This window comes from Kaistella sp. CFF1-2 (assembly GCF_059509915.1).
This window is the reverse complement of sequence record NZ_JCAKLF010000001.1, coordinates 530771-547696: the sequence shown is the minus strand read 5'-3', so window position 1 is coordinate 547696 and position 16926 is coordinate 530771. Positions and strand designations below refer to the sequence as shown.

At 36.6% G+C, this 16926-nt stretch carries 20 protein-coding genes; 11 read left to right on the top strand and 9 right to left on the bottom strand.

Annotated features, from left to right (window positions below; genetic code table 11):
• Position 1 precedes the first annotated feature (1 nt).
• The 4 genes from AC5XHR_RS02550 to AC5XHR_RS02535 all read right to left on the bottom strand — a co-directional run bounded on the left by AC5XHR_RS02550 (position 2) and on the right by AC5XHR_RS02535 (position 3377).
• Complete coding sequence (locus AC5XHR_RS02550) at positions 2 to 1240, bottom strand: sulfate adenylyltransferase subunit 1 (protein ID WP_495949209.1); 1239 nt, start codon at positions 1238 to 1240, stop codon at positions 2 to 4.
• A gap of 28 nt (positions 1241 to 1268) precedes the next feature.
• Complete coding sequence (gene cysD, locus AC5XHR_RS02545; RefSeq protein ID WP_495949208.1) at positions 1269 to 2177, bottom strand: sulfate adenylyltransferase subunit CysD; 909 nt, start codon at positions 2175 to 2177, stop codon at positions 1269 to 1271.
• An 8-nt stretch (positions 2178 to 2185) separates the two neighbouring features.
• The gene (locus AC5XHR_RS02540; protein ID WP_495949207.1) at positions 2186 to 2887 is read right to left on the bottom strand and encodes a phosphoadenylyl-sulfate reductase; all 702 of its coding nucleotides are present in this window, start codon (positions 2885 to 2887) and stop codon (positions 2186 to 2188) included.
• An 82-nt stretch (positions 2888 to 2969) separates the two neighbouring features.
• A complete protein-coding gene (locus AC5XHR_RS02535) occupies positions 2970 to 3377 on the bottom strand; it encodes an RrF2 family transcriptional regulator (protein WP_495949206.1) in 408 nt (135 codons plus the stop codon).
• A 78-nt stretch (positions 3378 to 3455) separates the two neighbouring features.
• Between AC5XHR_RS02535 and AC5XHR_RS02530 the strand changes: the two genes are divergently transcribed.
• Positions 3456 to 3884, top strand: a complete 429-nt coding sequence (locus AC5XHR_RS02530; RefSeq protein WP_495949205.1) for a DUF4268 domain-containing protein — start codon at positions 3456 to 3458, stop codon at positions 3882 to 3884.
• Between the two features lie 6 nt (positions 3885 to 3890).
• On the opposite strand, the gene gldG is transcribed toward AC5XHR_RS02530, so the two are convergent.
• The 4 genes from gldG to AC5XHR_RS02510 are packed head-to-tail and all read right to left on the bottom strand — an operon-like array spanning position 3891 to position 7705.
• A complete protein-coding gene (gene gldG, locus AC5XHR_RS02525) occupies positions 3891 to 5549 on the bottom strand; it encodes a gliding motility-associated ABC transporter substrate-binding protein GldG (protein WP_495949204.1) in 1659 nt (552 codons plus the stop codon).
• Between the two features lies 1 nt (position 5550).
• On the bottom strand, positions 5551 to 6279 hold the full coding sequence (locus AC5XHR_RS02520; RefSeq protein ID WP_495949203.1) for an ABC transporter permease subunit: 729 nt from the start codon (positions 6277 to 6279) through the stop codon (positions 5551 to 5553).
• Between the two features lie 4 nt (positions 6280 to 6283).
• Positions 6284 to 6832 (bottom strand): CopD family protein, encoded by a 549-nt coding sequence (locus AC5XHR_RS02515; protein WP_495949202.1) that lies wholly within the window; start codon positions 6830 to 6832, stop codon positions 6284 to 6286.
• A 42-nt stretch (positions 6833 to 6874) separates the two neighbouring features.
• Positions 6875 to 7705, bottom strand: a complete 831-nt coding sequence (locus tag AC5XHR_RS02510) for an SAM hydrolase/SAM-dependent halogenase family protein (RefSeq protein WP_495949201.1) — start codon at positions 7703 to 7705, stop codon at positions 6875 to 6877.
• Between the two features lie 110 nt (positions 7706 to 7815).
• Here AC5XHR_RS02510 and AC5XHR_RS02505 point away from each other — a divergent pair, with 110 nt between their 5' ends.
• The 4 genes from AC5XHR_RS02505 (at position 7816) to AC5XHR_RS02490 (ending at position 10814) form a co-directional block, all read left to right on the top strand.
• Positions 7816 to 8781, top strand: a complete 966-nt coding sequence (locus AC5XHR_RS02505; protein WP_495949200.1) for a PhoH family protein — start codon at positions 7816 to 7818, stop codon at positions 8779 to 8781.
• Between the two features lie 91 nt (positions 8782 to 8872).
• Entirely contained in the window at positions 8873 to 9388 is a 516-nt protein-coding gene (locus AC5XHR_RS02500; RefSeq protein WP_495949199.1) for a hypothetical protein, read from the top strand.
• Between the two features lie 153 nt (positions 9389 to 9541).
• Positions 9542 to 10042, top strand: coding sequence for an outer membrane beta-barrel protein (locus AC5XHR_RS02495; protein ID WP_495949198.1), 501 nt, complete (start codon positions 9542 to 9544; stop codon positions 10040 to 10042).
• A 109-nt stretch (positions 10043 to 10151) separates the two neighbouring features.
• Positions 10152 to 10814 carry a porin family protein gene (locus AC5XHR_RS02490; RefSeq protein WP_495949197.1) on the top strand — a complete coding sequence of 221 codons (663 nt, stop codon included), beginning with the start codon at positions 10152 to 10154 and terminating at the stop codon, positions 10812 to 10814.
• A gap of 77 nt (positions 10815 to 10891) precedes the next feature.
• Here the strand turns inward: AC5XHR_RS02490 and ffh are convergent, their stop codons facing one another.
• Positions 10892 to 12253: a signal recognition particle protein gene (ffh, locus tag AC5XHR_RS02485; protein ID WP_495949196.1), complete on the bottom strand. Its 1362-nt coding sequence runs from the start codon at positions 12251 to 12253 to the stop codon at positions 10892 to 10894.
• Between the two features lie 84 nt (positions 12254 to 12337).
• Between ffh and AC5XHR_RS02480 the strand changes: the two genes are divergently transcribed.
• The 6 genes from AC5XHR_RS02480 to atpA all read left to right on the top strand — a co-directional run bounded on the left by AC5XHR_RS02480 (position 12338) and on the right by atpA (position 16878).
• On the top strand, positions 12338 to 12706 hold the full coding sequence (locus AC5XHR_RS02480; protein WP_495949195.1) for a hypothetical protein: 369 nt from the start codon (positions 12338 to 12340) through the stop codon (positions 12704 to 12706).
• Positions 12707 to 12792: 86 nt separating this feature from the next.
• Positions 12793 to 13884, top strand: a complete 1092-nt coding sequence (atpB, locus tag AC5XHR_RS02475; protein WP_495949194.1) for a F0F1 ATP synthase subunit A — start codon at positions 12793 to 12795, stop codon at positions 13882 to 13884.
• Between the two features lie 58 nt (positions 13885 to 13942).
• Positions 13943 to 14152, top strand: a complete 210-nt coding sequence (gene atpE, locus AC5XHR_RS02470; protein ID WP_034675836.1) for an ATP synthase F0 subunit C — start codon at positions 13943 to 13945, stop codon at positions 14150 to 14152.
• A 95-nt stretch (positions 14153 to 14247) separates the two neighbouring features.
• Entirely contained in the window at positions 14248 to 14742 is a 495-nt protein-coding gene (locus AC5XHR_RS02465; protein ID WP_495949193.1) for a F0F1 ATP synthase subunit B, read from the top strand.
• Between the two features lie 2 nt (positions 14743 to 14744).
• Positions 14745 to 15284: an ATP synthase F1 subunit delta gene (gene atpH / locus AC5XHR_RS02460; RefSeq protein WP_495949192.1), complete on the top strand. Its 540-nt coding sequence runs from the start codon at positions 14745 to 14747 to the stop codon at positions 15282 to 15284.
• A gap of 16 nt (positions 15285 to 15300) precedes the next feature.
• Positions 15301 to 16878, top strand: a complete 1578-nt coding sequence (gene atpA, locus AC5XHR_RS02455; protein WP_495949191.1) for a F0F1 ATP synthase subunit alpha — start codon at positions 15301 to 15303, stop codon at positions 16876 to 16878.
• Positions 16879 to 16926 lie beyond the last annotated feature (48 nt).

The window sequence follows — 16926 nt, the reverse complement described above, 5'->3', positions numbered from 1 at the left end:
TTTAGGAAATCATTAAAGCGCCCACAGTCGCATTACTTGTTTCATCAATGAGAATGGCGCTTCCCGTCGCATTGTTTATTTCAAACGAATCAAAAACGAATGGTGATGCCGTTTTCAGTTTTACTTTAACGATCTCATTCAGTTTTATGCTTGAATCAGTAGGCTTTTGCTCTAAAGTGTTGACATCAATCGAGTATTCAATTTCCTTTATAATAGCTTTCACAATTTTAGAACGATGCTGCAAAAGATATTTATTTCCTTCCTGCAATTCTCGCTTATCAAGCCAGCAAACAACCGCTTCTATTTCATTCGAAATTTGAGGTTCGTTATCTAATTTCACGAAATAATCGCCTCTCGAAACGTCAATATCTTCTTCTAAATGAAGTACCGCGGGTTGCCCTTCAATCGCCGATTCTACTTCGTTTCCATGAATTTCGATTTTTGAAATCTTAGTTGTCACATCTTGTGGTAGAATTCGAATGGAATCATTTTTAGAATAGCTTCCTGAAATGATTTGCCCAGCATAACCACGATAATCATGCAATTCTTCGGTTTGCGGACGAATAACATATTGAACTTGAAATCTTGGAGCATCAAAACGCTGATTTTCAACCGAAACATTTTCTAAGAAATCAAGCAGTGACGGACCTTCATACCAAGGCATTGCAACTGATTTATTTACAATAGTATCACCAACAAACGCCGAAATAGGGAAGAAGTGAACGTTTTTCAATTCCAAACGGTCGGCTATTTTTTGATATTCTGATTTTATATTTTCGAAAATGTCTTGAGAATATGCCACCAAATCCATTTTATTAACTGCAACGACTACATTTTTCATGCGAAGTAAAGACGCAATAATAGAGTGACGTCGCGTTTGTTCGGTTACGCCATGACGCGCATCTACCAAAATAATAATGAGTTCGGAATTGGAAGCACCAGTAATCATATTTCGTGTGTATTGCACGTGCCCGGGCGCATCCGCAATAATGAATTTTCTTTTCGGAGTCGTGAAATAACGATACGCCACGTCAATCGTAATGCCTTGTTCGCGTTCTGCACGTAAGCCGTCGGTAAGTATCGCTAAGTCAATTCCGTTTTCGTTTTTGTTTTTCGATTGCTTCTCCAAAGCTTCCAGCTGATCCACCAAAATACTTTTGCTATCGTATAGTAAGCGACCAATTAGAGTACTTTTCCCATCATCGACACTTCCTGCTGTGATTATTCGTAATATGTCCATTTTTCTTTTGCTAATTAAGGTTGAAATGTTAGAAATAACCGCCTTTTTTACGGTCTTCCATTGCTGCTTCGGTTACTTTATCATCAATTCTCGTTTCACCACGTTCGGATATTCTTGAAGCTCGAATTTCCTGAACAACATCTTGTAAAGTTTCGGCATCGCTTTCTACTGCGGCAGTACACGTCATATCACCAACGGTTCTATAGCGAACTTTTTTTGTACGAATTTCATCCGAATCATCAATTTGAATATGGTCGGAAACGGCAATTAATTGTCCATCGTATTCAATTACATCTCTTTCGTGAGCGAAATAAATGGATGGTAATTCAATTTTTTCTCGTTCTAGATACCCCCAAACATCGAGTTCCGTCCAATTGGAAATTGGAAAAACGCGAACATTTTCACCTTTGTGAATCCGTCCATTATAGATATTCCAGAGTTCAGGTCTTTGTAATTTCGGATCCCACTGTCCGAACTCATCCCGAACGGAAAAAAAACGTTCTTTGGCTCTCGCTTTTTCTTCGTCACGTCTTGCGCCACCAATGCAAGCATCAAAACCAAATTCTTCAATGGTATCTAGCAAAGTGTGTGTTTGCAACCAATTTCGGCTCGCAAATTTTCCTTTGGGTTCCGTTAATTTTTTCTCACGAATCGTGTCTTCAACATTTCGGACAATTAGTGTTGCTCCAATTTCTTTAGCCAGCCAATCTCGATATTTCAATGCTTCGGGAAAATTATGTCCCGTATCGACGTGTACCAAAGGAAATGGAATTTTCATCGGTGCAAATGCTTTTATTGCTAATTGAACCAAAGTGATGGAGTCCTTTCCACCGCTGAAAAGTAGAGCCGGTTTCTCAAATTGAGCCGCCACCTCTCGCATGATGTAAATGCTTTCTGCCTCGAGTTGATCGAGATAGGTTGTATTGAATTCGTTCATAAATGTAATTAAGATTTGATGGAATGCAAGCCGCATTCTTTTTTGCTTTCTTCCCACCACCAACGGCCGGCGCGTGGGTTTTCGCCTTCTGATATGGCTCGTGTACAAGGAGCGCAACCAATGCTTATAAATCCTTTTTTGTGAAGACTTAAATCTTGAACTTTTTCACTTTCGAGATAATCCAAAACATCTTGATAAGTCCAATGAATTAAAGGATTGAACTTGTAGAGATTTCGAGATTCATCCCATTCTAGAATAGCCATTTGTTCACGATTTTCAGACTGTTCTGCTCGTAAACCGGTGATCCAAACTTTAGCACCTTCCAATGCTCGATTCAAAGGTTTTACTTTTCGAATAAAACAGCACTCTTTTCTGTTTTCAACGGAATGGAAAAACGCATTAATTCCTTTTTCGCTAACATATTTTTCAACATCTTCGGATTCTGGAAAATAAACTTTGGTCGGAATTTTATATTTCGAATTATTTTGAGCGAGAAGTTCATAATGCTCGTAAAATAAACGCCCAGTATCTAAAGTGAAAACTTCAATCGGAAGTTTATTTTTGAAAATAGCATCGCTAATTACTTGATCTTCTTGTCCCAAAGAGGTAGAAAACACGATAGAATCATCGAATTTCAGTGTGATGAATTGCAAAGCATCTACTAAAGAAAGGGTAGATAACTTCTGAATTTCTTCTTCGTTAATTTGCATTTTGCACTTTTTTACTGTGCAAATTTGAACGAAAATTAATTACCTACCAAATTAGTAGGGTAATAATTTTAAAAAAAAGATTTTAATCAGTTAAATCCAAAAGCGTTTTTTGCTCCAAAATTCCTAGTGTAACATCACGTACTTCAATCAGTACATCGTGCAAACCACAATGTTCTTCATTGCAATTCTCACATTTTTCGTAGAAGTTCAAGCTCACGCAAGGAAGCATCGCAATAGGGCCGTTCACCAAACGAATAATTTTTGCTAAGCTAACATCTTTGGGTTCCGCCCTAAAGAAATAACCACCGCCTTTTCCCTTTTTAGAGTCGAGAATTTCCGCATTCTTAAGTTGAAGAAGAATGTTTTCTAAGAATTTTAACGGGATTTTTTTGGTCTCTGAAATTTCGGAAATCAAAACTGGACCTTGCTCTTTCTTGTCAACTAAATAGGACAATGCTTTAAATGCGTATTGGGATTTTTTGGACAGCATGAGACAAAAATACTAATTTTTTAGCATCTTCAATTTACTATGATTAGGCTATATTTGAATGTTTTTTAAAGAAAATCTATGTTTAGTAAGCAGGAATCGCAGCAATTGAAGAAGGAGTTTTGGGTGGCTTTTGGGAAATCATTCCCCAGAAAATGGTTGTTGTATGATACGAAGATTAAGGATTTCTCGTTCAAATTCACAGCGGAAGCCAAAAAAGCGGAAGTTTCTTTGGATATCGAAATGAAAGACGAAGTCTATCGTGATGCTTATTATAACAAAATTTGGAGCCTAGAATCTCTTTTGGAAGATTACGTTGGACCGGTTCGTAGAGAGGAGTTTTACGAATTGGAAAATGGTAAAATCATCTCACGAGTTTGGGTTGCAAAAGAAAATGTATCCATTTACAACAAAAATACATGGCAAGAGATTTTCGAATTTTTTGTCGAAAAAATGACGGCTTTCGAGACGTTTTTCTACGAATATGAAGATTTTATCAAAGACGTTTAAACGATTTTAATTAAATTTTCTCTTTCTAAACCAATAGAACGCTCCAGCAAAAATAGCAATTAACCCAGCTGGAACCAATAAATTGAACCATTGCCAGTTGCTTTTTTCGTAATCAATTCGTTGTCGATCTAGAAGCCGAGCTTCGATATTTCGGTTTCGAAGTTGAATTAAATTAGAATCATCCAACAAATAATCCAACGCATTTCGAAGAAATTGTTCATTACCATAATGTTGATCGTTCATCACATCATAGCCCAATGGAAGCGGTTTTCCTTTGATAATTTGGTTACGAGCAATATCACCATCCGCGACAACAATCATTTTGTTTTCTCCTGATGTTTGAGCTGTGAAATTTGGAATTGAATTTCGCTCGCTACGCGTTGCATAGGCCGATTTGAATTTTCCTTTTACACTTAAGGCAAATATTTTTGGAGTAGAAGGACGTTCCATTTGTCCGATGGAATCCGCACGAACGATTTCATTCAACGAAATTAAATTGGGAACATTCTTCAAAAGTGTTCTTTCACTAGATTCAAACAAAACTTCTTTTTGAATTCCAGGTCGCGATAATGTATCAATAGATGTCGGGAATTCAAATTTTACTGGATTGATATTTTTTGTAATTGGATTTTTATCTTCGGCAATTCCTAACGGGAAATACGGCCATAAAAACGAACTGAATTGTGGATTTCCAGCAACTTCACCCGTTTTCAAACGAATCATCGCCGATTTTTTTAAATCTTTCACTAAAGACGAGTTAATTCGGATTCCATAATTAAAGAAAAAATCAGTCATTTTCACATCAATCGGGTAGGCCATAATCTCTTTGGATTGGAAAAGCGTATCCATTTCGGCATTAACAGCGTCCATCATCCAAAGGGTTTTTCCGCCTTTCATAATGTATTGATCCAAAATCACTTTTTCCGTATCTGTAAATGCTTTACGTGGTTTTGCAATCACTAAGGCATCCATTTTTTGAAGCATGGGAACATCTTCAAAACTTAATTCTTTTTGATTTTTTGGAATAATCGGTCCGGCTTGATAATTTTCCAAAGCCATATTCATAAAACCTTGAAACTCATCAGGACGCAGTTCGTCTTGATTGATGAGGATTCCAATGCTTTTTCGAGTTTCTTGAGAAACGCTTTTGATGTTGGAAATTAAGTTGTATTCTAAATTTTCAATCGATCTACTCAACTGATCATTCGCATCAATCCCGGTTTGTTGGATCACTAACGGGACAGAAATGCCCGAATTATTGTGTTTCATCACCGCATACGGGTAAAGAACAATTTCGGAAACCTTTCCATCTCGAACATCAGGAAGAATGGAAGGTTGCATACCCATCGCCGCCAAAGTTTCCATTGGGATTTTGTTTTTCACCGGATCAATAAAAGTGAAATCCACATTGGAGTTAATTCGTCTAAATTCTTCTAGTAAAAATTTGGTTTCGCTTTGAAGTTGTTTGAACGAGGCTGGAAATTCACCATCCAAATAAACTTCTACTTTTAGCGGTTTTTTAATGTCTTTTAAAACTTTAACGGTAGATTCGGAAAGGGTGTATCTTTTTTCTTTCGTAAGATCCCAACGAAACTGAAATATTCCTAAAACTCCGAGTAGTAGAACGATTAAAGCGATTAGAAAAGGTATATTTTTTTTCAGCATTTTATTTTTTCTTGGAAACTAAAAGGATGGAAACAAAAAGGGAAACAGCAATCACCAAAATGAAATAAAACAAATCTCGGCTGTCCACCAAACCACGTGTAAAAGCAATATAATGTTGATAAAAACCAATGTTTTGCAAAACATAATCGGCACCGCCTAACAATCGATAACTTGCTAATTGTTCAATCCCGAAATACGAAATAAAACAGAAAATCAAACCTAACAAATACCCAATAATTTGGTTGCTAGCAAGTGATGAAGCTAGAATTCCGATTCCTGAAAACGCACCAATTAGAAAGACTAAACCAATATAACTTCCTAAAGTTGCGCCCATATCGATATTTCCTTCTGGAACTCCTAAAACATAAATCGTATATAAGAAAACCAATGAAGGTAAAATACATAAAACACCAATGCTCCAAACCGAAAGGAACTTTCCAACGACAATATTTTTAATGGAAATAGGTTGCGAAAACAACCATGTTAACGTTCCATTTTGCTGTTCTTCGGCCAAAGTTCGCATGGAAATCGCTGGAATGATGAAAAGCAAAATCCAAGGAGCCAAAACGAAATAGCTTTGCAAAGAAGCCGTTCCGATATCAAAAATATTAGAGTTGTTTTCGAAAATAAAAAGGAATAAAGTGCTTATAATGCTGAATGCCAACATGATAATCCATGCGCTCCAGTTGCCAAAACTTCCGAAAAGTTCTTTTTTATAAATAGCCAACATGCGGTTATTGTTTTTTATTTTTATTCACCAATTTCACAATCATCATAATCCCACCAACCAAAACGATAAAACCTAGTAATAATTGCCACCAATACGCAATTATTTGATATTTTAAAATAACGGTGAAGACGATTAAGAATAAAAGAAAGGTTGCAATTTCGTTGAATTGGCGTAATGCGATATTTGAATTTTGAAGATCACCACCATTCAGATTTTTAATGGTTACCACCTTTTTCCATGACCAATAGTGATACAAAGCAAGTCCAATTAAAAACGTCAATTTCAAATGAAACCAAGGCGCTTTGAACAATTCCATATTCATCACAATCATGGTAATACCAAAAATCGTCATTAAAACACCTGCGGGACAAATAATGATATTCCACAAACGACGCATCATAAAGACGTATTGTTCACGAAGAATTTGCTTTTTAGTTTCCTCAAAAGCGTCGGAATCTTTATAATAGACAAAAAGACGCACGAGATAGAAAATTCCAGCAAAATAACTTACCATGAAAATGATGTGCAATGCTTTGATAATGGTATAGGCCATAGGGTGAAATTTGAGCGCAAATATACAGATTTTTGCTTGGGACTATTTTTGAAATTCCACAAAGATATTTTCGCCCACTTTCATTCCATAAAGGTCTTTGGCGCCGTTACGTCCTGAACCTTTGTAGATGCATAATTCGAGTAAATCGACATCGTTGAAAATCGCAATGGATTTACCATGAAAACTAGGTTCGTCCGACCAATCAGTAACGAATTCGGAATAATGATTATAAACGTGTGATAACGCTAAATTTCTAAATTTAATCGTCAATTTCGTCGTATTGGCTTGATATTTCTGGAAAAACTGTTTTGAAATATTGGAAACGATATTCCCGAAAGAATCGATGTAAATGACTTCTCCAACAATCATATTTTCGCCAGGATTGAACACCGAATGCGGAAATTTAATATCCAATGGTTTTTTGAATGGTCTCCCAACGACTTCTGGAAGTCCACCATTGCATAAATGTACGGCTGCGGGAACAAAAATATCCAAAGCAGGGAAGTTGATAACATCATCAAATCGATTGGTAAACGTTATTTCGTGAATCAATTCTGGTTTGATATCATGAAAAATCAATTTCAAAATTCCATTATCAGGCGCGATGAAATAATGCCCATCCACTTTGAAAATCAAGCCTCTAAAGTCTTTTTTAAAAAAGCTGTCAACGGCTATGATATGCACGGTTCCGGTTGGAAAATGACGAAACGCATTGCGAACAATGTAAGCAGTCTGTTTCAAGTTAAATGCTTCAATCTGGTGGGTGATATCCACAATCGTAATTTCAGGATTCAGACTTAGGATTGTTCCTTTAATAGAAGCAACTCGATGATCGACAATTCCGTAATCGGACGTAAGCGTAATAATAGGCATATCGCAAAAATAAGAAATAGAGCGCAAAAAAGGGGTAGATATTCCCAACGAAAAAAGATTGAATTTGATTTTTTTGTACTATTTTTAAGTCAAAATAATACAATCTGTTTATGTTTGAACTCAACTATGAACTTACTGACATTGATACCAAAGCATTTTATGGTGTTCAGAATCAGAATTTCAATTTAATAAAATCAAGTTTTCCCACTTTAAAAATAACTGGACGCGATAATTTTGTTTTTGCGATGGGTAACCAAGAAGCTTTGGATGTTTTTAAAGCAAAATTGGATGATATCGTTGCTTTTTTGTCCAAATACAATGCAATTACAATTAAAGATGTTGAAAATTTGCTTCAACTAAAAGGAGAAGATGAGAAAACCTTGGTTTTTGATCAAGATATTATTGTAAAAGGCGTTAATGGAAAGGTGATTAAAGCCAAAACCACAAATCTTAAAAAGCTTGTAAAAGAAGTTGATAAGAAGGATATGGTTTTTGCCATTGGTCCAGCAGGGACGGGGAAAACCTATACCAGTGTTGCTTTGGCAGCGCGTGCACTTCGTGACAAAGAGGTGAAACGTATTATCCTAACGAGGCCGGCGGTAGAAGCTGGGGAGAGTTTGGGGTTTCTTCCTGGTGATATGAAGGAAAAGCTGGATCCGTATATGCAGCCTTTATATGATGCATTGCGTGATATGATTCCGCATGAAAAGCTGGAAGGATTTATTGAAAAACGCGTTATCGAGATTGCACCTTTAGCATTTATGCGTGGTAGAACGTTGGATAAGGCGTTTGTAATTCTAGATGAAGCACAAAATACAACGCATTCTCAAATGAAAATGTTTCTCACAAGAATGGGTATGAATGCGAAATTCATAATTACGGGCGATCCCAGTCAAGTAGATTTACCATTGAAACAGAAATCTGGACTAAAAGAAGCGATGCGGATTTTAGATGGAATTAAAGAGATCGGTTTTGTTCATCTTACAGAAGAAGACGTGGTTAGACACCCTGTTGTGAAAAAAATCATCGGTGCTTATGGAGCTGAAGAAAAAAGATTGCGTGAAAACGAAGCGTAAAACATGATATATATCACTTTAAAAACTATGTTAATTTTTTGTTAAGAATCCAACTGTACCTACCTTTGCAGCCTTAAATAATGACAAGAAAATGAAAAAATTATTTTTAGCTGGTGCAGTAGCACTTTTCGGTTTCGCAAGCGCTCAAACGACTAACGCTGCTTTAGCAAAAGGGAAATGGGTAATTGAAGCGAACACAGGTTCTCACGCAACAGGAAACACATCTTTCGGTTTAACTTCAGTTGACGGAGCTAATACGACATCGTGGAACCTAGGTGTTGATGGTGGTTATTTCGTAATGGACAAATTGGCTATTAAAGCTGGTTTAGGTTATGGAGAAACTGGTGTAGATGGAGAAGAAGGTAACTTCGTTTATAAAGTAGGAGCTCAGTATTATATCATCAACCAAATTCCTGTAGGAGTAGATTTCACAGGAACATCTAGCGATGGTGATAATGCAAACTGGGTTGGTTTCGAAGGTGGTTATGCTTGGTTCGTAGCACCAAACATCGCTGTAACTCCTAAGTTGAGATATAACCTTACATTAGATGAGAACAAAGCACCAAGTGCTTTCCAAGGATTAATTGGTTTCTCATTATTCTTCTAATTCGATTCGGATTTTTAAGTATATCTATACGCTATCTTTAAAGATGGCGTATTTTTTTTGTATAATTTTCATTTTTTAACGTTTTTTATATAAAAAAAGTTGTGTATTAACGAAGTGTTTTTATTTTTGTAGGATAACTTTAATAAAAAAACGATGAAGAAATTATTTTTAGTAGGTGCTTTAGCACTTTTCGGAGCAGTATCTGCTCAATCGGGATTTAAGATTGGCGCCAATGTCGGTTTACCAGTTGGTGATGCTGCTGATTTTTCTAGCTTTACTGCGGGAATTGATGCTGGATATTTATGGCCGGTGGCTGCGGACTTTAATCTAGGTTTAGCAACTGGAGCACAAATGTGGTTTGGAAAAAAAGAAGCGAATATCCCAGGGTATGGTACAGTTGAAACGGATAATGCGTTAACCATTCCTTTAGCGGCTTCAGCACAATATAAGTTAACTCCTGAGTTTAGTCTTGGTGCTGATCTTGGATATGCGTTTGCAACTGAGGACGGAGCTGAAGGTGGATTTTATTATGCACCAAAAGCAGCATACCATTTCGGACCTAGTGAAGTAAACGTTAGTTATAGAGGTATTTCTAAAGATGGAGGTACAGTGAGTTCTGTTAACTTGGGTTACGCTTATACTTTCGGAAAATAATCTATTTTGATACAAAATTTGAAAACCGCTCTTTTAGGGCGGTTTTTTTAGTTGAAAATACGAAGTATTTTATTTTTACGTTATTTATGGAAAATTTTAAATTTTGAAAATGAAAAAAACGATTTTTATTTTAGGTGTTTTGATGACAACCATGGCATCTGCACAAATTAAGTATGGTATTAAAGGTGGACTAATTGGTTCAAATCTTACTGAGAAAGACGATTCGGAATCAGCTCGCTTTGTCAATGGAACTAAATACTCTTTTTATGGAGGTGGTTTAGTTGAGTATAAATTCAAACCAAATTGGGCTTTTCAAGCCGAACTTTTGTATGCGAATGTTGGTTACAAATATGAAGACGAGTATATGTACACCGATAATAATGGTGTGCAAACAACTCAGAATAATAAATATTCCCTTAATGTGCATCAAGTTGTGTTGCCGCTTTCTGTGAAATACTATGCAAATACGGATTTTAATGTTTCTGCGGGTTTCAATTTAGGGTATTTTATTTCTGGAGAACATAAAAGCCAATTTAATCAAGGTGAAGAGTCAAAACGCGATATTTTTGATGAAGAAGTGTGGGGCGGCAAACCATCCCATTTTTATGCCGGACCTTTTGTTGGTGCTGAATACAACTTCAAAAACGGATTGTTTATCGATGGTCGATACAATTGGGGTGTAACAGATTTTAAACTTTGGAAAAGTGATGATAAAGGAGAAGATAAAGAATTTGTAAATTCATTTCAAATTGGGTTGGGATACAAATTCTAATCCAAACCGAAATAGGACAAAAACAAAGACTCGAGCCATTGGCTCGAGTTTTTTATATTCTAGAATAAATTTCTAATTTATTTTCCCATCATACCGCCCATTCCTGGCATGTTCGGCATTTTGCTCATCATCTGCATCATTTGCTTTCCTTGAGGACCTTGCATCATCTTCATCATTTTCCCCATTTGGTCGAATTGTTTCATTAACTGATTCACATCTTCCAATTTTCTTCCAGCACCTCTTGCGATACGCTTTTTACGATTCATATCGATGATAGAAGGATGTCTTCTTTCATCTGGCGTCATGGAGTGAATGATGGCTTCAATATGTTTAAATGCGTCGTCTGAAATTTCAACATCTTTAATGGCTTTTCCAACACCTGGAATCATTCCCATTAAATCTTTCATATTACCCATTTTCTTGATCTGGTTGATTTGTTTTAGGAAATCATCAAACCCGAATTCGTTTTTCGCAATTTTCTTGTGAAGTTTTTTAGCCTCTTCTTCATCAAACTGCTCTTGAGCTCTTTCTACTAAGGAAACAACGTCTCCCATTCCTAAGATTCTGTCGGCCATCCTTTCTGGGTAGAAAAGATCCAAGGCTTCCATTTTCTCACCTGTAGAAATAAATTTGATTGGCTTCTCGACAACGGAACGTATTGTTAAAGCGGCTCCACCTCGAGTATCACCATCTAATTTTGTTAAAACAACCCCATCAAAATTTAACGCATCGTTAAAGGCTTTTGCCGTGTTTACAGCATCTTGCCCAGTCATGGAATCAACAACGAAAAGCGTTTCGTCTGGTTTAATGAAATAATGAACTGATTTTATTTCGTTCATCATTTGCTCGTCAATCGCTAAACGTCCTGCGGTATCCACAATAACCACATCATGGTTGTTTGCTTTTGCAAAATTCACCGCGTTTTCAGCAATTGTAGAAGGGTTTGTTGCGCCTTCTTCTGTATAAACGGGAACATCGATTTGTCCACCTAAAACTTTCAACTGATCAATCGCAGCTGGACGATAAACGTCACACGCTACCAATAAAGGTTTTTTGCTACGTTTTGTTTTTAAATAGTGAGCAAGCTTACCTGAAAACGTTGTTTTCCCCGAACCTTGAAGACCTGCAATTAAGATCACGCTTGGCTTCCCAGAAAGATTGATTCCTTCTTGAGTTCCACCCATTAACCCAACCAATTCGTCATGAACGATTTTGGTCATTAACTGACCTGGAGTTAGGGATGTTAATACGTTTTCTCCTAAAGCTTTATCCTGAACTCTTTTGGTAAGATCTTTCGCAACTTTATAGTTTACATCGGCATCTACCAATGCTCTACGGATTTCTTTTACGGTTTCCGCAACGTTGATTTCGGTAATTTTTCCGCGCCCTGAAAGGTTGTGTAGCGCTTTGTCTAATTTATCCTGTAAGCTATTAAACATGAATTCTGATTATTATCGTGCGCAAAAATAGTGATTTTATTCTTTATTCTCCCAATTCAAATAATTTTGATAGCTTTGCCATTCATGAAAAATACCAAAACAGCGCTGCTTTACTTTTTAGGGTTTCTCCTAATTTCTACTGTTTTTTTTGGCGCTCAGTATCTTTTGAAGGAACAAGGAATCTTGAATTTGGATTTTAAAATTCATTTTTTCATATTCTTTGTGAGTTTTATTAGTTTGGCTACCATTTTAAGTGTTTTTGCGTTTGGAAAAACAGGGTGGATTGGTTTTTTCTTTTTGGGTTTTGTGCTCTTCAAAATCATTGCAATTGCGTATATCGCAATTAAAGAACCCGAATTTCAAAAGAATTTGATTTCCTATTTTATATTGTACTGGCTTTATTTAGCGATTGAGGTTGTTTACGTTGTTAAACTTGTTAAAAAACAAGACTAAAATCATATAATAATTGGGTTAAAATATTGAACGAAATCGAATATAATTTCATACTTTTGCAAAAATTTTAGAAATAGAGTCTAGCCATGGGTTTTAAAAAACTGTTACTTGTTCTTTCAATGTTTGCCTTCTCATTAGGGTTTGCAAGCGCTTCTGAAGGGCATGCCGAAACTGGAAAAGAAGAAAAATACAATCCTGTACCATTTATCATGCATCACATTGCCGATGGACACAACTGGCATTTGTGGGGTGAGGGAGAAAATTCTGTAGGAATTGCCCTTCCTGTAATTCTTTGGGATAATGGACTTCACGTTTTCAGTTCTAACGAATTCGGTCACGAATTAGAAAAAGTAGCAGAAGTAGATGGTAAATTCTACAAAATCTATCACGGAAAAGTTTACGAAACAGACGCGGCTGGAACCTTAACAATGGAGAAAGACGCAAAAGGAGTAGAGCATCCAACAAATGCTAAACCTCTAGATTTCTCTATCACGAAAGTAGTTGCTCAAATGATGCTTGCTGCTTTAATTATTATTCTTTTGGCTTTCGGTATGAAGGCTTCTTACAAAAAATCAAACGTTCCATCAGGAATTGCGAAGTTCTTAGAACCAATCGTTCTTTTCGTAAGAGACGATATCGCTTTGCAAAACATTGGAGCGAAAAAATACAGAAAATATGTACCGTATTTAACCACTTTATTCTTATTTATTTGGATTTTGAATATCCTTGGTTTGGTTCCAGGAGCAGCAAACACAACAGGAAATATTGCATTTACCATGGTATTAGCCGTATTCACATTGTTAGTTGTTAATTTAAGCGGTAGAAAAACATATTGGATGCACATGCTAGACCCATTGGGGAACAACATGCCAATCGGTGGTAAAATTTTAGTATACATCATTTTAGTTCCTGTAGAATTATTAGGAATTATTACGAAGCCATTCGCCTTGATGATTCGTCTTTTTGCAAACATGACTGCAGGACACATTATCATCATGAGTTTGATAGCGCTTATTTTCATCATGAAAACATATATGATCGCTCCAGTATCCTTAGGATTAACGTTGTTTATCTATGTATTGGAAGTATTGGTTGCGGCATTGCAAGCGTATATCTTCACGATGTTAACAGCATTATTTATCGGATCTGCGGTTGAGGAGCCTCACCACGATCACTAAGAAATTAGAATAGAAAAGAAACAAAAAAACAAATATCAACTTTTTAAATTATAGTATTATGACAGGTAGTATCGCAGCAATCGGAGCTGGTTTAGCAGTTCTTGGAGTTGGATTAGGAATTGGAAAAATCGGTGGAAGCGCTATGGAAGGTATCGCTAGACAACCAGAGCAATCAGGGAAAATCCAAACTGCAATGATTATCGCAGCAGCTCTTATCGAGGGTGCTGGTCTTTTCGGAATCGTAGTAGCATTACTAGGAAACGGATAAGAAAAAAGTAAGAATTCTACAAACGGTTGGTTTGTAGAATTCTTTACATTAAAAAAGTTAACATATTTTTACACATAAATCTTAATTGATATACAATGGACTTACTAACTCCTTCAATTGGTAATATTTTCTGGACAGCTGTCGTATTTTTCATCTTATTGATGCTCCTAGGGAAATATGCTTGGAGACCAATTATGAAATCGATCGAAGAAAGAGAGGTTTTTATCGTTGATTCTCTTAACCAAGCTAAGATGGCTAAAAAAGAAATGGAAGATCTTAAAGCGGATAACGAAAGAATCATTCGTGAAGCTAAAATCGAGCGTGATGCAATCTTGAAAGATGCTCGTGAGATGAAAGATAAAATTGTTGCTGATGCTAAAGATGCAGCAAAATCTGAAGGAGATAAAATGATTGAACAAGCGAGACAAAGCATTCAATCTGAAAAATCTGCTGCAATGGCTGATATTAAGAGCCAAATTGGTGCTCTTTCTGTGGGTATTGCAGAGCAAATCTTGAAGCAAAAGCTTGATAATACTGATGCTCAAAATACATTGGTAGAAAATTATTTAAACAATTCTAATCAAAACTAAGAATGCTTACCAGTAAAGTAGCAAGAAGATACGCACAAGGTTTACTAGACTTCTCACAAGAAGCTGGGCAAACAGCTGTGGTCTATGCAGAAATGAAGGATGTAAGCAAGATTCTATCGAATTCTCCGGATTTGAGATTGTTTTTTGCAACACCTTTTATCGATTATAAAAAGAAATTGGCCGCAGCTCAGGAAATCTTCAAAGGATTTTCTCCAGTGGTTCAAAATTTAGTAAAGTTGGTTATCACGCATGGTAGAGAAACTCATCTAGATGAGATTGCACAAGGATTCATCACAAAAGTTGATCAGTTGAACGGTGTGCAAAAAATTTCTATTACCTCTGCAGTTCAATTGTCTCAAAAGACGGTTGAAGATATTTTAAAATCAACATCACTTGTTAATGCAGGTTCGCAGTTTGATCTTGAAACGGTTGTAAAACCAGAAATTTTAGGAGGATACATCCTAAGAGTAGGAGATCAACAAGTAGATGCGTCTGTAAAGACAAAACTGAATAAAGTTCAAAAAGAATTTCAATTAAACTAAGAAAATTAACCATACAATGGCAGAAATAAATCCAGCTGAAGTATCAGCAATTTTAAAACAACAGTTAGCGAATTTCGACACGCAGTCGAACATCGAGGAAGTTGGAACAGTATTGACGATCGGTGATGGTATCGCTCGTGTATACGGTCTTCAGAATGTTGAATACGGAGAATTAGTACGTTTCTCTTCAGATGTTGAAGGGATTGTATTGAACCTTGAAGAAGATAACGTTGGTGTAGCTTTATTAGGTGAATCCAAATTGGTTAAAGAAGGAGATACAGTAAAAAGAACAAATAGAATTTCTTCTATCAAAGTAGGAGAAGGAATGCTAGGACGTGTTGTAGATACATTGGGTAACCCAATCGATGGTAAAGGACCTATCACAGGTGAACTTTACGAAATGCCATTGGAAAGAAAAGCTCCAGGGGTAATCTACAGACAACCAGTAACAGAACCTTTGCAAACAGGTATTGTAGCTGTTGACTCAATGATTCCAGTAGGAAGAGGGCAAAGGGAGCTTATCATTGGTGACCGTCAAACAGGTAAAACGACGGTTGCTATTGACACGATCATCAATCAAAAAGAATTTTACGATGCTGGTCAACCAGTATATTGTATTTATGTAGCGATTGGACAAAAAGCATCTACGGTAGCTCAGATTGTTCAAACGTTAACAGATAAAGGAGCAATGGCGTATACGGTTATCGTTGCGGCTAACGCTTCAGATCCAGTTCCAATGCAGGTATATTCAGCAATGGCTGGTGCTGCAATTGGAGAATATTTCAGAGACACTGGACGTCCAGGTTTGATCGTTTATGATGATCTTTCTAAACAAGCGGTAGCTTACCGTGAGCTTTCTTTATTGTTAAGAAGACCACCGGGCCGTGAAGCTTATCCAGGGGACGTTTTCTACCTTCACTCAAGATTGTTAGAAAGAGCTGCAAAAGTTATTGCTGATGATGATATTGCAAAGCAAATGAACGACCTTCCAGAATCGTTGAAACCAATCGTAAAAGGAGGAGGATCTTTAACAGCCCTTCCAATTATCGAAACTCAAGCGGGTGACGTTTCTGCATATATCCCAACAAACGTAATTTCGATTACAGATGGACAGATTTTCTTGGAGTCTGATTTATTCAACTCTGGGGTTCGTCCAGCGATCAACGTAGGTATCTCTGTATCTCGTGTTGGAGGTAATGCACAGATTAAATCAATGAAAAAAGTATCTGGTACTTTAAAATTAGACCAGGCTCAATACAAAGAATTAGAAGCGTTTGCTAAATTCGGATCCGACTTAGATGCAGCTACTTTGTCTGTAATCTCTAAAGGTGAGAAAAACGTAGAAATCTTGAAGCAACCAGTAAACTCTCCACTTCCAGTAGAAGAGCAAGTTGCAATGGTTTACGCAGGTACAGAAAACTTGTTAAGAAGTGTTCCTGTTAAGAAAGTGAAAGAATTCATGAAAGACTATGTTGAGTTATTGAAAGCGAAGCATCCTGAAACAATGGCTGCAATCAAATCTGGAAAGATTGACAATAGCGTAACAGATGTTTTGAAATCTGCTGCAAGCGATATCGCTTCAAAATTTAATTAGAATTAATTTCAAGTTTCAGGTTTAGCAAATTCTACTAAACCTGAAACC

Excerpts from the sequence above, each read along its gene's own strand:
- AC5XHR_RS02510 (WP_495949201.1), bottom strand. The coding sequence starts at position 7,705 with ATGCCTATTATTACGCTTACGTCCGATTACGGAATTGTCGATCATCGA.
- atpH (WP_495949192.1), top strand. The coding sequence starts at position 14,745 with ATGCTTACCAGTAAAGTAGCAAGAAGATACGCACAAGGTTTACTAGAC.
- atpA (WP_495949191.1), top strand. The coding sequence starts at position 15,301 with ATGGCAGAAATAAATCCAGCTGAAGTATCAGCAATTTTAAAACAACAG.
- AC5XHR_RS02500 (WP_495949199.1), top strand. The coding sequence starts at position 8,873 with ATGAAAAAATTATTTTTAGCTGGTGCAGTAGCACTTTTCGGTTTCGCA.
- atpB (WP_495949194.1), top strand. The coding sequence starts at position 12,793 with ATGGGTTTTAAAAAACTGTTACTTGTTCTTTCAATGTTTGCCTTCTCA.
- AC5XHR_RS02495 (WP_495949198.1), top strand. The coding sequence starts at position 9,542 with ATGAAGAAATTATTTTTAGTAGGTGCTTTAGCACTTTTCGGAGCAGTA.
- gldG (WP_495949204.1), bottom strand. The coding sequence starts at position 5,549 with ATGCTGAAAAAAAATATACCTTTTCTAATCGCTTTAATCGTTCTACTA.
- AC5XHR_RS02480 (WP_495949195.1), top strand. The coding sequence starts at position 12,338 with ATGAAAAATACCAAAACAGCGCTGCTTTACTTTTTAGGGTTTCTCCTA.
- AC5XHR_RS02540 (WP_495949207.1), bottom strand. The coding sequence starts at position 2,887 with ATGCAAATTAACGAAGAAGAAATTCAGAAGTTATCTACCCTTTCTTTA.
- AC5XHR_RS02520 (WP_495949203.1), bottom strand. The coding sequence starts at position 6,279 with ATGTTGGCTATTTATAAAAAAGAACTTTTCGGAAGTTTTGGCAACTGG.
- cysD (WP_495949208.1), bottom strand. The coding sequence starts at position 2,177 with ATGAACGAATTCAATACAACCTATCTCGATCAACTCGAGGCAGAAAGC.
- AC5XHR_RS02530 (WP_495949205.1), top strand. The coding sequence starts at position 3,456 with ATGTTTAGTAAGCAGGAATCGCAGCAATTGAAGAAGGAGTTTTGGGTG.
- AC5XHR_RS02465 (WP_495949193.1), top strand. The coding sequence starts at position 14,248 with ATGGACTTACTAACTCCTTCAATTGGTAATATTTTCTGGACAGCTGTC.
- atpE (WP_034675836.1), top strand. The coding sequence starts at position 13,943 with ATGACAGGTAGTATCGCAGCAATCGGAGCTGGTTTAGCAGTTCTTGGA.
- AC5XHR_RS02490 (WP_495949197.1), top strand. The coding sequence starts at position 10,152 with ATGAAAAAAACGATTTTTATTTTAGGTGTTTTGATGACAACCATGGCA.
- AC5XHR_RS02515 (WP_495949202.1), bottom strand. The coding sequence starts at position 6,832 with ATGGCCTATACCATTATCAAAGCATTGCACATCATTTTCATGGTAAGT.
- ffh (WP_495949196.1), bottom strand. The coding sequence starts at position 12,253 with ATGTTTAATAGCTTACAGGATAAATTAGACAAAGCGCTACACAACCTT.
- AC5XHR_RS02505 (WP_495949200.1), top strand. The coding sequence starts at position 7,816 with ATGTTTGAACTCAACTATGAACTTACTGACATTGATACCAAAGCATTT.
- AC5XHR_RS02535 (WP_495949206.1), bottom strand. The coding sequence starts at position 3,377 with ATGCTGTCCAAAAAATCCCAATACGCATTTAAAGCATTGTCCTATTTA.
- AC5XHR_RS02550 (WP_495949209.1), bottom strand. The coding sequence starts at position 1,240 with ATGGACATATTACGAATAATCACAGCAGGAAGTGTCGATGATGGGAAA.